The sequence below is a fragment of the Agrilactobacillus yilanensis genome, assembly GCF_003946725.1.
GTDB classification, from domain to species: domain Bacteria; phylum Bacillota; class Bacilli; order Lactobacillales; family Lactobacillaceae; genus Agrilactobacillus; species Agrilactobacillus yilanensis.
This window is the reverse complement of record NZ_RHOY01000005.1, coordinates 1-12,183: the sequence shown is the minus strand read 5'-3', so window position 1 is coordinate 12,183 and position 12,183 is coordinate 1. Positions and strand designations below refer to the sequence as shown.

The 12,183-nt window shown below is 37.3% G+C and carries 15 protein-coding genes and 1 tRNA gene; 13 read left to right on the top strand and 3 right to left on the bottom strand.

Translation table 11 applies throughout. The annotated features are described in order from the left end of the window. Positions 1 to 151 precede the first annotated feature (151 nt). The 11 genes from EKM93_RS05020 (at position 152) to EKM93_RS04970 (ending at position 8,308) form a co-directional block, all read left to right on the top strand. A complete protein-coding gene (locus EKM93_RS05020) occupies positions 152 to 466 on the top strand; it encodes a hypothetical protein (protein ID WP_125713700.1) in 315 nt (104 codons plus the stop codon). A 135-nt stretch (positions 467 to 601) separates the two neighbouring features. Continuing rightward, positions 602 to 673, top strand: a tRNA-Asn gene (locus EKM93_RS05015). A gap of 154 nt (positions 674 to 827) precedes the next feature. Next, positions 828 to 1,673, top strand: a complete 846-nt coding sequence (locus tag EKM93_RS05010) for a metallophosphoesterase (RefSeq protein ID WP_125713698.1) — start codon at positions 828 to 830, stop codon at positions 1,671 to 1,673. Positions 1,674 to 1,690: 17 nt separating this feature from the next. After that, positions 1,691 to 2,341: a response regulator transcription factor gene (locus EKM93_RS05005; protein ID WP_125713696.1), complete on the top strand. Its 651-nt coding sequence runs from the start codon at positions 1,691 to 1,693 to the stop codon at positions 2,339 to 2,341. Next, positions 2,334 to 3,716 carry a sensor histidine kinase gene (locus EKM93_RS05000; RefSeq protein ID WP_125713694.1) on the top strand — a complete coding sequence of 461 codons (1,383 nt, stop codon included), beginning with the start codon at positions 2,334 to 2,336 and terminating at the stop codon, positions 3,714 to 3,716. The genes EKM93_RS05005 and EKM93_RS05000 overlap by 8 nt, the downstream gene beginning before the upstream one ends. A gap of 37 nt (positions 3,717 to 3,753) precedes the next feature. After that, a complete protein-coding gene (locus tag EKM93_RS04995) occupies positions 3,754 to 4,365 on the top strand; it encodes a metallophosphoesterase (RefSeq protein WP_125713692.1) in 612 nt (203 codons plus the stop codon). 67 nt (positions 4,366 to 4,432) lie between these two features. Then, entirely contained in the window at positions 4,433 to 4,669 is a 237-nt protein-coding gene (locus EKM93_RS04990) for a hypothetical protein (protein ID WP_125713690.1), read from the top strand. Between the two features lie 151 nt (positions 4,670 to 4,820). Next, on the top strand, positions 4,821 to 6,221 hold the full coding sequence (locus tag EKM93_RS04985; RefSeq protein WP_125713688.1) for a bifunctional metallophosphatase/5'-nucleotidase: 1,401 nt from the start codon (positions 4,821 to 4,823) through the stop codon (positions 6,219 to 6,221). A 47-nt stretch (positions 6,222 to 6,268) separates the two neighbouring features. Next, a complete protein-coding gene (locus EKM93_RS04980; protein WP_125713685.1) occupies positions 6,269 to 6,865 on the top strand; it encodes a YutD family protein in 597 nt (198 codons plus the stop codon). Between the two features lie 23 nt (positions 6,866 to 6,888). Further along, a complete protein-coding gene (locus EKM93_RS04975; RefSeq protein WP_125713683.1) occupies positions 6,889 to 7,668 on the top strand; it encodes a TIGR01457 family HAD-type hydrolase in 780 nt (259 codons plus the stop codon). Between the two features lies 1 nt (position 7,669). After that, a complete protein-coding gene (locus EKM93_RS04970) occupies positions 7,670 to 8,308 on the top strand; it encodes a TIGR01906 family membrane protein (protein WP_164506991.1) in 639 nt (212 codons plus the stop codon). 48 nt (positions 8,309 to 8,356) lie between these two features. On the opposite strand, the gene EKM93_RS04965 is transcribed toward EKM93_RS04970, so the two are convergent. From EKM93_RS04965 to EKM93_RS04955, 3 genes are all read right to left on the bottom strand, one after another. Beyond that, on the bottom strand, positions 8,357 to 9,016 hold the full coding sequence (locus tag EKM93_RS04965) for a VTT domain-containing protein (RefSeq protein ID WP_125713680.1): 660 nt from the start codon (positions 9,014 to 9,016) through the stop codon (positions 8,357 to 8,359). An 81-nt stretch (positions 9,017 to 9,097) separates the two neighbouring features. Then, positions 9,098 to 9,604 carry a phosphatidylglycerophosphatase A family protein gene (locus tag EKM93_RS04960; protein ID WP_125713678.1) on the bottom strand — a complete coding sequence of 169 codons (507 nt, stop codon included), beginning with the start codon at positions 9,602 to 9,604 and terminating at the stop codon, positions 9,098 to 9,100. Between the two features lie 21 nt (positions 9,605 to 9,625). Continuing rightward, entirely contained in the window at positions 9,626 to 10,612 is a 987-nt protein-coding gene (locus EKM93_RS04955) for an NAD(P)/FAD-dependent oxidoreductase (RefSeq protein ID WP_125713677.1), read from the bottom strand. Between the two features lie 160 nt (positions 10,613 to 10,772). On the opposite strand from EKM93_RS04955, the gene EKM93_RS04950 reads away from it, so the two are divergent. Then, positions 10,773 to 11,354: a peptidylprolyl isomerase gene (locus EKM93_RS04950; protein WP_125713675.1), complete on the top strand. Its 582-nt coding sequence runs from the start codon at positions 10,773 to 10,775 to the stop codon at positions 11,352 to 11,354. Positions 11,355 to 11,365: 11 nt separating this feature from the next. Further along, positions 11,366 to 11,746, top strand: coding sequence for a CvfD/Ygs/GSP13 family RNA-binding post-transcriptional regulator (locus EKM93_RS04945; protein ID WP_125713673.1), 381 nt, complete (start codon positions 11,366 to 11,368; stop codon positions 11,744 to 11,746). Positions 11,747 to 12,183 lie beyond the last annotated feature (437 nt).

Below are 12,183 nucleotides of genomic sequence, written 5' to 3'. Positions count from 1 at the left end.
AAAAATATAAAATAGCCATTTAGGGTATGTTCGTTTGGAATTTGAAAACATAAATCAATCACTTTTCCTTTATTCTGGTGCTTATAATTATTAAACATACCATGAATTTTTAGTTCAAGCTACTTTTTATGGTAGGAGGTTATTTGTCAAAATGATTACAAAATATCAGCAATTAGACTTAATTGAAGAGATTACACGCGTGGATGGGTCAACTTATTATGAAGTTGCCAATATTTTTATGAATGGCCGTGCAGAGTTGGCGGTTATTAGAGGCTTATTAAAAAAAGTTCGGATTTTACAGTTAAATATCGCCCATTCCACAGCGGTAGATATTTATGAGAAATATATTAATGAAACTTATGATTTTCCTGAGGAAGATTTTGATACTTGGGTAGAATGGGCTAAACCAGAAGGGAAAATTCGGGATGCTGTTGATGAAATATTAAAGGCAAACCATATCGGATAACCCTTATAATACGGTTTAGACAGGCTTGTTTTTAGAATAATTAATCTAAATACCATTAAGTTTTAATTTTATGTGAATTAATCCATCTTTTTACTTTACATCTTAAGTGAAGCTTGTTATTATACTAATATTCATTGGCCAGTAGTTCAGTGGTAGAATGCCAGACTGTTAATCTGTGGGTCGTAGGTTCGAATCCTACCTGGCCAGTCCTATTGGTAATCATAAGAAGCGGTTGAGTCAAAAGTTAGCTTTTGGCTTGGCCCTTTTTTTGTGTTTTCAGCAAAATTAAGCTCAAAGTTAATTTGTCACAAGATTGTCACAATCCGCACTTATAGTATGCCTTTGTAAAGGAGTGACAATCATGAAATGGTTTTATCGAGTAACATTAATTATTGGGAGTTTTATCTTAATCCTATCGGGGATTTTAATTTATGCATTTAAGATTGAGCCTTATCGGTTAAAAGTGACAGACTATGTTTTAAGTCAAAGGCAATCCGATACGTTAGAATTAAAAATTGTGCAAATTTCAGATTTACATCTTAAAGCAACTTTTAATACGCATAACTTGGAAAAAGTGGTACAAAAGGTCAACCAGCAAAAACCAGATGTTGTTGTATTTACAGGTGATTTATATGATAATTACGCACAATACCATGATGATCAGCGGGTGAGCCAGACATTACGTCAAATAAAGACAAAATTTGGTAAATTTGCTGTATATGGCAATCATGACTATGGCGGTGGTGCCGGGCAGCATTATGCTAAAATTATGGCGCGATCCGGATTTTTAGTTTTACGGAATACGAGCAAAACAATAACTTTGTTAAATCATAAAAAAGTGCTATTCACAGGGCTAGACGAAGCAATGCTGGGGCATCCGGCAATTTCGGCAATGACTGCAAACAAAAGGGTGGACTATCGCGTTTTATTAATGCATGAACCTGGAATGGTCACTCAGTTTTTAAATTATAGTTATGATATTGCTTTAAGTGGCCATAGTCACGGTGGACAAATTAAAGTACCGGGTTTGCCAATTGTTAATCAAAAGATTTTAGCACAAACAGCTTTAGCGGAAACTTATAGTCAAGGTTGGTATACACTGGCCAATAATTTACAATTATTTGTAAATACAGGTATCGGCACGAGTCATGTTGCGGCACGGTTTGGTGTGGTACCAGAAATTTCAGCGTATCACATTTATATTTAGATAAGGAGTGCGTAGGGATGTTTATTTTAGTTGCTGAAGATGATCCGAATATGGCCAAAATTTTAAAAATGTATTTGCAAAAGGCCGGCTATCAGGTGATGACTGTTGCTGATGGCAGTGCCGTCTTACCGATTTTAGAAAATCAGCCGGTTGATTTATTGGTTCTAGATTGGATGTTACCCAAAGTTAGTGGCCTTGAGCTGTGCCAAGATATACGGCTGCTCAATTTACCAGTCAAAATTATGATGTTGACCGCTAAGACGACTGCAGCAGATGAGTTAAACGGTTTGACCAATGGTGCGGATGAATATGTTAAAAAGCCCTTTGATATGGCTGTCTTTTTAATGCGGGTCAAGAAACTCTTAGGCGCAAAAACAGTCTTATCTTTTGACAAAATTGAATTAAATCCCACTACATTTAGGGTTTCTAAAGCAGGCGTACCGCTGAAACTCACGAAAAAGGAATACGCATTATTAAAGTATTTTTTGGAAAATCAAAATATTGTGCTCACTAGAACCCAGTTGTTAGATCATGTTTGGGGTCTAAATTATGATGGAGATATTCGAACGGTGGATACGCACATTAAACGATTACGGCAAAAAATTGGGGCAGACTATATCCAAACTTGTTTTGGGACAGGCTACAGTCTGCAGGTAAGTCATGCATAAAATAGCCCATAAATTTATCGTCAGCATTGTCTTAGTTTTGAGTCTGGCGAGTTTGACCACAATCTTATTTAATACCCAATATTTAGAACGTTATTATTTAGCGCAAAAGAAACAAACATTACTTACGGTCAGTCAGCAATTAACGAAGCAACTGAAGAAAACGCCTAATTCGGGCCAGGCAATTTCAAAGATTGAAAAAAATCAGCAAGTGGTTATTGCCCAAGTTTCAGATACAACATCATTAGATAATGACACGCTAAATGAGGCAATTCGCAGTGCTTTACAGGCTAAAAATATTGGTTTTCAAAAGTATTGGCTCTGGCAGCAAGATTACCAAGATATCTTAAAAGGCCAACAGCGCGTACGGCTTTATCAGCAACAAGATTTAAGCTATAGCCTGCTGGTGAATTATGTCCAAATTAAGCGGCAATTATTTGCGGTTACGATGATTATCCCGGATATTTCAGATGCGTTTAAGATCATCAATCATTTTTTGATTGCCGTGAATCTGGTGACCATCGCCATTGCGATTATCTTGATTATTTTGTTAGTTCGCAATATTACAAAACCATTGGGGGCTTTTGAACGCTTTGCGGCAAATATGCAAAAAAATAAATTTGTGCCCTTAGTTATTCAAACTCAAGATGAATTAGCCACCGTGGCTACTAGTTTGAATACCATGGGACAACAGCTGGATCATTATCAAACAGCATTAAAAACAAAAAATGCTGAGATGACCCAATTGATGAACAACGTTGCCCATGATTTAAAGACGCCGATTGCCTTAATTCAGCTTTATGCCACTGGTTTAAAAGATGGTTTAGATGACGGCACGTTTTTAGAAACGATTACAAATGAAAGCCAGCAAATGGCTACGGCTTTAGATCGTCTGTTATATCTTTCCAGAATTGAACAAGAAGAAGTGGCCCGAACAACCGTGGATTTAACGGCTTTAGTTCAAAAACTCATCCAAGACTATCAGCCTTTAGCGACTAGCAGTCAGCGGGTATTTGCGGTGGCACTTGAAGCGGGGCTCAAAATAAAAAGTTCAGAGGCGTTGTTGACCTCATTATTGATGAATTTAATTACAAACAGTGTCAAATATGCAGCCAGTTCTGAAATCAAGATTAGATTATTCCAAACTAAGACGGAGATTAATTTCTTAATTACAAATACATTGGCAAATAACGATTTAAACTTTGATCAAATGTGGGCACCTTATTATGTCGGGGAAACTTCCCGAAATAAAAATTTGTCAGGTACCGGCTTAGGGTTATCAATTGTGGCCAAAATTTGTCATAAGCTGCATTATTCGATAACCTATAAAGTAAAAGACCAACAGCTCACCTTTTGGGTAACGTTGCCCAAATCATAGCTTAAGCCAATGATTAATTAAGAAAAGAGCTTAGAATATGGATTATTTTATTGCGGATACGCATTTTTTTCATCAGACTTTATTAGAACCTAATGACTTTGCGCCACGGCACTTTGAATCTGTTGCGGCGATGGATGCCCAATTGGTCACAGCTTGGAATGATCGGGTGACCGCCCATGACACTGTATATCATCTGGGGGATATTGCTTTGCGTCCCGGAAATTTCCCGAAACCGCCAGAAGTTTATACGCAAATAGAAAAATTAAACGGGCATATTATTTTTATTAAAGGGAATCATGATGCCCGTGAATTATTTAAATATATTTCAGCTCGTAATTATGACTTATTGGGTCAGCCTAAATATCAATTTCACGATGTGGGGGCCCTGATTAAATTTAATCATGCGCAGTATTATTTGACCCATTATCCAATGTTTTTAGGGATTGCCACACAGATTTATAATTTGCACGGGCATATTCATCATACGATGATGCCCAGCGCACTAAATATTAATGTGGGTGTAGATGCGCCGGAACGGGACTTATTAACAGTGCCGCTACCGTTTGGGACACCGCTAAAAGCGATTGAAATTGAAGAGATGATTCAGAAGAAACAGGCCTTAATTCAAAATAATAAGAAAATAAAATGATTTTCACATTTATTTTTAATCTTTCTTAGGTTATACTAATTTAAAATACATTTTAGGAGGGGATAGTTTGTTACAGGCCCAAAGCTTGATGCAAATTCGTAGTAAGTTGTTAATGATGACAAGATTAGATAAACATGAGGACGTGGCAGCAATTTTGATTTTAGCTTTTCGCAAATATCAAGCACACAAACTATCTCAAGGTTATTTTGATTACAGTCTGATGCCGCAGTTGATTCCTTTAGTTAAAGCAGCAGAGTTACAAAATGTGGAGAACTTACTAAAACCTTTAATTCAAACAGATTAAATTAAACAAGCGTCTACTTTAGAACAATAAGTTTTGAGGTGGGGGCTTTATTTGTTGTTCAAAAGTTGACAGATTCGGACTAGATCCTTAAGGTAAAATTATTAGTAATATGGCAAAAACTGTCATCATATAGAAAACGAGGCGGCAGGTAATGGTATTTGAGAGAATTCAGATTTTACATACGAATGATTTACATTCACACTTTGAAAATTGGCCTAGAATTCGGCGGTTTATTCAACAACGGCAAGTTCAAGCTGAAACCCAAGGTATTGAAGTTTTTAAATTTGATATTGGGGATGCCGAAGATCGGGTACATCCCTTAACCGAAGCCACTATGGGGCAGGCCAATATCCAGCTATTAAATGAAATTGGTTACGACGGGGCAACGATTGGGAATAATGAAGGTATTGGCAATAGTCATGAACAACTGTGTCATTTGTATGACCACGCTAATTTTGATGTTTTGTTAGCCAATCTCAAAGATGAGACGGGACAAATACCTAAATTCGCGAAACCTTATAAAATTATAACGACTAAAAAAGGTACCCGACTAGGTGTCATCGGCTTAACGGCGCCATTTCTTTTAACGTACCAACCGAATCACTGGTATCCAGAATTAGTTCAAGATGCGTTACCACCGTTATTAGCAGAGTTAAAACCCCAATGTGATTGTTTGATTTTACTGTCGCATTTAGGGATTACTATGGATCGATTTATTGCTCAACATTTCCCTGAAATACAAATCGTATTAGGTGGACATTCCCATCATTTATTGCCTACTGGCGAGCCACACGGGCAGACAATGCTGACGGCGGCCGGTAAATGGGGAGAATATATTGGTCAAGTGGATTTGGATTTAAATACCCAGCATCAGCTTACAAAAGTAACCGCGACTGTTCAAAAAACGGCTGAATTACCGGAAATGACAGGGGATAATGCTGAAATTGACGGTTATGCAGCTAAAGGCCATCAACTGCTGCAGAAAATTAAAGTTGCCACCTTACCGGAAACGCTTAAAGCAAATTACAAAAAGCCAACAAACATGATTAGACTGGCACTAAAAGCGCTAGAGGATCGGGGACAAACACAAGCGGCTGTTTTAAATCAAGGACTCTTTTTAAAAGATTTACCGGCGGGCTTAATTACAATGGATGACTTACATGAACAAATGCCACATCCGATGCACCTGTTAAATGTACGGTTAAAAGGCTATGATTTGTGGCGGTTGGTGATGGAAATGGAAAAAAATCGCGCTTTTTTGCAAGGCTTTCCAATTCGAGGGATGAGTTTTCGAGGCCGTGTTTTTGGTGAGCTGGTTTATGATGGCATCAAAGTTGTGCCAGGGACACGTCAAGTTTTATTTCAAGATCAAGAAATTGATCCAGAAGCGATGTACACGCTAACCACTTTGGATCATTACATGCTGATTCCCTTTTTTCCAACCATTGAAATCGTGGGTGAGAATCAGCTGCTCTATCCAGAATTTTTGCGTCATGTGGTGGCAGCTTATTTAAAAGCGCATTATCCAGTAACGACGACCAATCAAGATTAGGGGAAATATGGTATAATTTTATTGTTTTGTTAGAAAAGAGGTTAAACATGTCGAAGAATCCGCAAATTAAAGATGAAACAACTGAAAAAATTAATGAACTTTTGGATGAAGCCATTAGTACACCAGAACCAGTGCGCTATGTTCGGATTGTAGATGGTCAATTAATGATCAATGGTGTAGATTACGAAGTCGTCAAAGACCATAAAGAGGCATTTGACGTGGATAAGCTAAATGATTGTTATAGTGATATTTTAAATAAATACGATTATATTGTCGGCGACTGGGGCTATGATCAGCTGCGGCTGCGGGGATTTTACCGAGATAATAACCATCAAGCAAATCGAGATCAATTAATTAGTACTTTTGAAGATTATCTTTATGAATATTGTAATTTTGGGTGCGCCTATTTTATTTTGAAACGGACGGGTGCACCTTATAAACCAAAAGAAACTGGTCATAAGAATACTAAGCGAAAGAATCGTTCTCGGCGACGGTCTGCTCCTCGGCGTAATAGTAATCAAGGGACAAATAATACCAAAAAAACAAATAGCAATTCAAACAACAAAAATAATCATAAAACAAATAACCAAGAACAACGGAAACAACAAAAATTTACTGTTCGGCGGTTAGATGAAACTAAATAACGATTTAGAAAGGTTTTTAATTCATGCAAAAGAATTACCAAGGCTACTTTATTGATTTAGACGGTACGGTTTATAAGGGCAGCACAAAAATCCCCGCAGCCAAGCGATTTGTGGAAAGATTGCAAGCGCAGAATAAAGATTTTTTATTTTTGACTAATAACACAACAAAAACACCGGAAGCAGTTGTCGAAAATCTAGCCCAAAATCATGATATTCACGTTGCGCCCAGTACAATTTATACACCTTCTTTGGCAACTGCCAGTTATTTAACGCAGCAAGTTGATGGTCATTGTAGCGACTACAGTGTTTATATTATTGGTGAGTTAGGCTTAAAAAAAGCCATTTTAAATTGCGGTTTTAAATTAAACGAAGTAGATCCTGACTTTGTGATCGTAGGATTGGACTATGACGTGACTTATCATAAATTTGAATTGGCCACGCTAGCTATTAAACGCGGTGCTAAATTCATTGGAACCAATGAAGATACGAATTTGCCTAATGAACGGGGCTTAGTACCTGGTGCAGGGTCGGTGATTGCCTTAGTAGAACGGGCAACGCAGCAAAAAGCATTTTACATTGGTAAACCTCAAGCACCGATTATGACGGCGGCTTTAGATAAAATTGGCTTAGCAAAAGATCAAGTTGTCATGGTAGGCGATAATTTGAATACAGATATTCAAGCTGGTTTTAACGTGGGCATGGATACGTTACTTGTCTTGACCGGCTACAGTCATCGTTCAGATTTGGCAGCATTAACGCAGCAACCGACCTATGTCATAGATTCCTTGGATGAGTGGCAATAAGATGTGGCGGTTAAAACGGACAGGACAGATTTTCGCCATCCTCTTATTTCTATTAACGGCAGCGATTTTTATAACGATTATCGGGACTTTTATTTATTATCCAATAGATGCGAAACAAGCCAATTTACCGCAGATGGTTAATATGACCTTGCAAGAATTGATGAAAAACTATAGCGCTTTAATGGCCTATCTCCATTTTCCGTGGCTAACCCAACTGCAAATGCCTGATTTTCCAAGTTCAGCGAATGGACTGGCGCATTTCGCGGATGTTAAAAAATTATTCATTTTAAATGAGATTTTATTAGTGCTTTCAGCCATAGTTGCGCTACCTACATTAAAACATTGGTACCAACGTAAACAGTTATGGTATCTCTATCGACCTTTTCAGATTGGGGCAGTTCTGCCGATTTTAATCGGTGGTATTGCGGCAACAAATTTTGATCAATTTTTTATAACGTTCCATCATCTATTTTTCAGTCAAAATTCTAATTGGCTGTTTGATCCAGCAGTGGATCCAATTATCAATGTACTGCCAGAGAGCTTTTTCAGTCATTGCTTTATTGTCTTTTTTGTTCTATTTGAATTATTGATGGGCATAGGTATTTATTGGACGCGCCCTAAACGTTGGCTTAACACCTAAAAAACCTGCTAAAATCATTGAATGATTTTGGCAGGTTTTTTGTTTGACCTATTCTTCAATTTTGGCAGGTTTCGTTGAAAATTTATTTTTAAGGTAGACGACTAGCATCGGCAATAGTGAAATTGCGACAATACCCAGGGCAACTAGTGAAAAATGATTTTTAACAAAACTGATGTTGCCGAAGAAATGGCCACCACCGACACATAAAGTCACCCAAGATAACGCGCCGATGAAATTAAACATTAAGAAATGACGATAATTCATATGACTACCCCCGGAAACAAAAGGGGCAAAAGTTCTAACAATAGGGACAAATCGGGCCAAAGCAATTGTTTTACCACCGTGGCGGTCAAAGAAGTTCTCAGCAACTTTGAGTTTGTCGCGATTGATAAGTCGACCGAAGTGGCTACTATCTAAAGCACGATCGCTAAGATGTCGACCAATTTCGTAGTTGACGGTATCGCCAACAACGGCTGCAGTGAGAAATAAAATAAACAAAACACCGTTATTTAAATGATATAACGGGTTAGCAGCCAATGCTGCAGCTGCAAAAATTAACGAGTCACCTGGCAAGAATGGAAAAATGACAATCCCGGTTTCAATAAAAATCATTAGGAATAAAATGACGTAGGACCAATTGCCAAAGGTATTCACTAAAGTTACTAGGTGTTGATCAATATGCAAAATAAAATCGATCAGTTGGGTCATTTAAAGCCTCCTAGAGTTTTGTGGTTAGTATAGAAAAAAATATTTAAGAAATCATGAACACATTGTGATTTAAATCAAAATTTAATAAATATCATCCTGTTTATCTAGGCTGCGATGTGCCATGCGACTGGCAGCTGCGGCGGCAATTGCCCCAACAATGTCATCTAAAAAGGTATGAACCGAGTGATTTCGATGAGCATTTAACTCAGCTAAAATACCCGGTTTAACTTTATCAATGTAGCCATAGTTGGTAAGGCCAATGGAACCATAGACGTTGACGATGGATAACGCCATAATTTCATCAACACCATAAAGACCTTCGTCGGTTTCGATAATGGTCTGTAAAGGCTGTGGCAGCTGTTGCGCTTGTGCAAGTTCATCTAATGTGATACCCGTCATAATCGCGTTTTGTACCTCACGCTTTTTTAAAACAATTAAAACGTTATCGATACACTCTTCAATTGTTAAATCAGTGATGTAATCTTTTTGTAAGAAAAACACCAATTCTGCAATATCTTTAATCGTTACAGCTTCTTGTTTTAAAAGGGCAATGACATGATTATATAGATCGATTTTTGAATTTTCCATAAATTAGGACACCTTAAGGTTTTATTTTTGCATCAGGGATGTGGAGTGTAATGGTTGCTTACGGTCAGGATAAATTGTTTCTAAGGCGTGATTGACAGCAGTTGGAACTTCACCAAAGCCAGCGGCAATAAGTTTTACTTTACCTTTGTATGTGGTAATATCACCAACACTAAAAATCAAAGGTCGACTGCTTTCCATATTATTATCAACTTCAATATCAGAACCGGCCAGCGTAAGATCCCATTTTCTTAGGATACGGCTGTCAGAAGTGAAACCGTAATTTACTAATAGTTTATCAACGGTTAAAGTTTCATGATGATCTGCTTTGAGCTGTTTTAGTCCAATGGCCAATTTATCAGATACTAAGTCTAAGCTATCTAATAAGAAAGGCGTTTTGACAATGACTGAGGAATTCTCCATTTTTTCAATGTTTGATTCCATCCCTCTGAATTTGTCTCGACGATGAATGATTGTCACTGATTTTGCGATATCCTTTAAGGCCAAAGCCCAATCTACTGCGGAATCACCGCCACCAGCAATCGCGACATCATGGCCTTTGAATTTGGACAAGTCTTTGACAAAGTAGCTAACGTAATCACCATCTAACTGGTGGTCGTATTCAAAGGCAAGTTTTCTAGGGGCAAAGGCGCCGTTACCAATTGCAATAATCACGGACTTTGAGTAGTAAGTCTCATGATTTGTTTCGATCTCAAAAACTTTATCTGTTGCTTGGTAGTTGATACTTTGAACAGAAGTATTTAAGGAAATATCTGGATCAAAGTTGTCAATCTGTGATTGCAGCTGACTGATAAGATCTTTACCTTTAACTTGTGGAAACCCTGCGATGTCGTAGATTTCCTTTTCAGGATAAAGTGCTTCAACTTGACCACCTAATTGGGGCAAGCATTCTATTAAATGAACATCGGCGCTTTTTAAGCCGGCATAAAAGGTTGCAAACATGCCAACTGGACCACCGCCGATGACTGTGATGTCATAAATGTGTGTCATATTTTGACGCTCCTTACTATATAGAGTGAAAACACTTAAAGATTATCACAAATTAGCCATAATTTATAGAGGGCGGACCGAAGTAGTTTTGCTTTTAAAGGTTAGGCATTATATTATAGAACTGGTAAAAAAAATATAACATATATAAAGGAGCTAATTTATGAGCTTTCCACAATTAGATTTAGAAAACTATACTGGCCCTAAAGCAGTCATTAAGACAACAATGGGCGATATCGAAGTTGCCTTGTTTCCAGAACAAGCCCCTAAAACAGTTGAGAATTTTACAACTTTAGCAAAACAAGGCTACTATAATGGCATCATCTTTCATCGTGTAATTCCTGATTTCATGATTCAAGGTGGCGATCCTACAGGTACTGGTATGGGTGGCGAAAGTATATGGGGCGAATCTTTTGCAGATGAATTCAGCCAAGAATTATTTAATTTCCGGGGTGCCCTATCAATGGCAAATTCTGGTCCTAACACTAACGGCAGTCAATTTTTTATTGTAAACAATGCCAACATTAATCCACAAATGTTTGGGCAGTTGAAAGATGCCGGTTATCCAGAAGATGTAGTTGAAGCCTACAAAAACGGAGGCACACCATGGTTAGACTTCAGACATACTGTATTTGGTCAAGTGTTAACAGATATGAGTATTGTAGATAATATTGCCGGCGTGCAACGGGATGCTTCTGACAAACCATTGGAAGATATTACAATTACTTCTATTGAAGTCAACTAGAGGTGTTTTAATTGGGTTTCAAAATTGGTGATATTGTTGAGGGTACCGTTACAGGCATCCAAAATTATGGTGTGTTTGTTCTATTAAGTGATGCACAACAAGGGTTAATTCATATTTCAGAATGTGAACATGGCTTTGTTAAAAATGTAAATGAACTATTTAAAGTAGGGCAAAAAGTTAAAGTAATGGTTTTGGATATTGATGAATACTCTAAAAAAATCAGCTTATCCGTCCGTATTTTAAATAGTGATCCGAACGTCACAGATAAATGGCATCGTAAGCATTATTGGACTAATCGCCATTTAGATTATGGCTATAAACCTATTGGTGAAAATATGGTAGGTTGGTTAGCGCAAGCTGAAAAAGACTTCGGTGTTCCAGATATAAGTTAATAAATATTCATATATTAATAAGCCGAATGTTGACTAACGTTCGGCTTTTAATTTTTTTTAATTTTTTTCTTGACGGCGGGCGTTTGAATTGATATTATAGTTAATGTTGTTACGGCGACAAGGGTTACAGCAAAACAAAGTAAAATTTGTTGTTGACAACATAAAAAATAATTGATATAATTATTGAGTTGCTGTTACTTAGCATCGAGCGAATAAATATTCAATTAAATGAATTTTTTATCTTGACAGTTAAGAATCAGCATGATATAATATAAAAGTTGTTTTATGACGTAGGTCTTTGAAAACTGAACAAAGTTTCGATTTTATCAAATGTGCAGGCTAGGTTCTTAGGAACCTAACAAAAGTAACATTTGCGAAGTCAATTCGCTAGCAAACAAAAAAATGAGTCACAAACTTTATTTGAGAGTTTGATCCTG

Coding starts and splice junctions, on each gene's coding strand:
- EKM93_RS04985 (WP_125713688.1), top strand. CDS start 4,821: ATGGTATTTGAGAGAATTCAGATTTTACATACGAATGATTTACATTCA.
- EKM93_RS04965 (WP_125713680.1), bottom strand. CDS start 9,016: ATGACCCAACTGATCGATTTTATTTTGCATATTGATCAACACCTAGTA.
- EKM93_RS04960 (WP_125713678.1), bottom strand. CDS start 9,604: ATGGAAAATTCAAAAATCGATCTATATAATCATGTCATTGCCCTTTTA.
- EKM93_RS04975 (WP_125713683.1), top strand. CDS start 6,889: ATGCAAAAGAATTACCAAGGCTACTTTATTGATTTAGACGGTACGGTT.
- EKM93_RS04980 (WP_125713685.1), top strand. CDS start 6,269: ATGTCGAAGAATCCGCAAATTAAAGATGAAACAACTGAAAAAATTAAT.
- EKM93_RS04995 (WP_125713692.1), top strand. CDS start 3,754: ATGGATTATTTTATTGCGGATACGCATTTTTTTCATCAGACTTTATTA.
- EKM93_RS05000 (WP_125713694.1), top strand. CDS start 2,334: ATGCATAAAATAGCCCATAAATTTATCGTCAGCATTGTCTTAGTTTTG.
- EKM93_RS05020 (WP_125713700.1), top strand. CDS start 152: ATGATTACAAAATATCAGCAATTAGACTTAATTGAAGAGATTACACGC.
- EKM93_RS04955 (WP_125713677.1), bottom strand. CDS start 10,612: ATGACACACATTTATGACATCACAGTCATCGGCGGTGGTCCAGTTGGC.
- EKM93_RS05005 (WP_125713696.1), top strand. CDS start 1,691: ATGTTTATTTTAGTTGCTGAAGATGATCCGAATATGGCCAAAATTTTA.
- EKM93_RS05010 (WP_125713698.1), top strand. CDS start 828: ATGAAATGGTTTTATCGAGTAACATTAATTATTGGGAGTTTTATCTTA.
- EKM93_RS04970 (WP_164506991.1), top strand. CDS start 7,670: ATGTGGCGGTTAAAACGGACAGGACAGATTTTCGCCATCCTCTTATTT.
- EKM93_RS04950 (WP_125713675.1), top strand. CDS start 10,773: ATGAGCTTTCCACAATTAGATTTAGAAAACTATACTGGCCCTAAAGCA.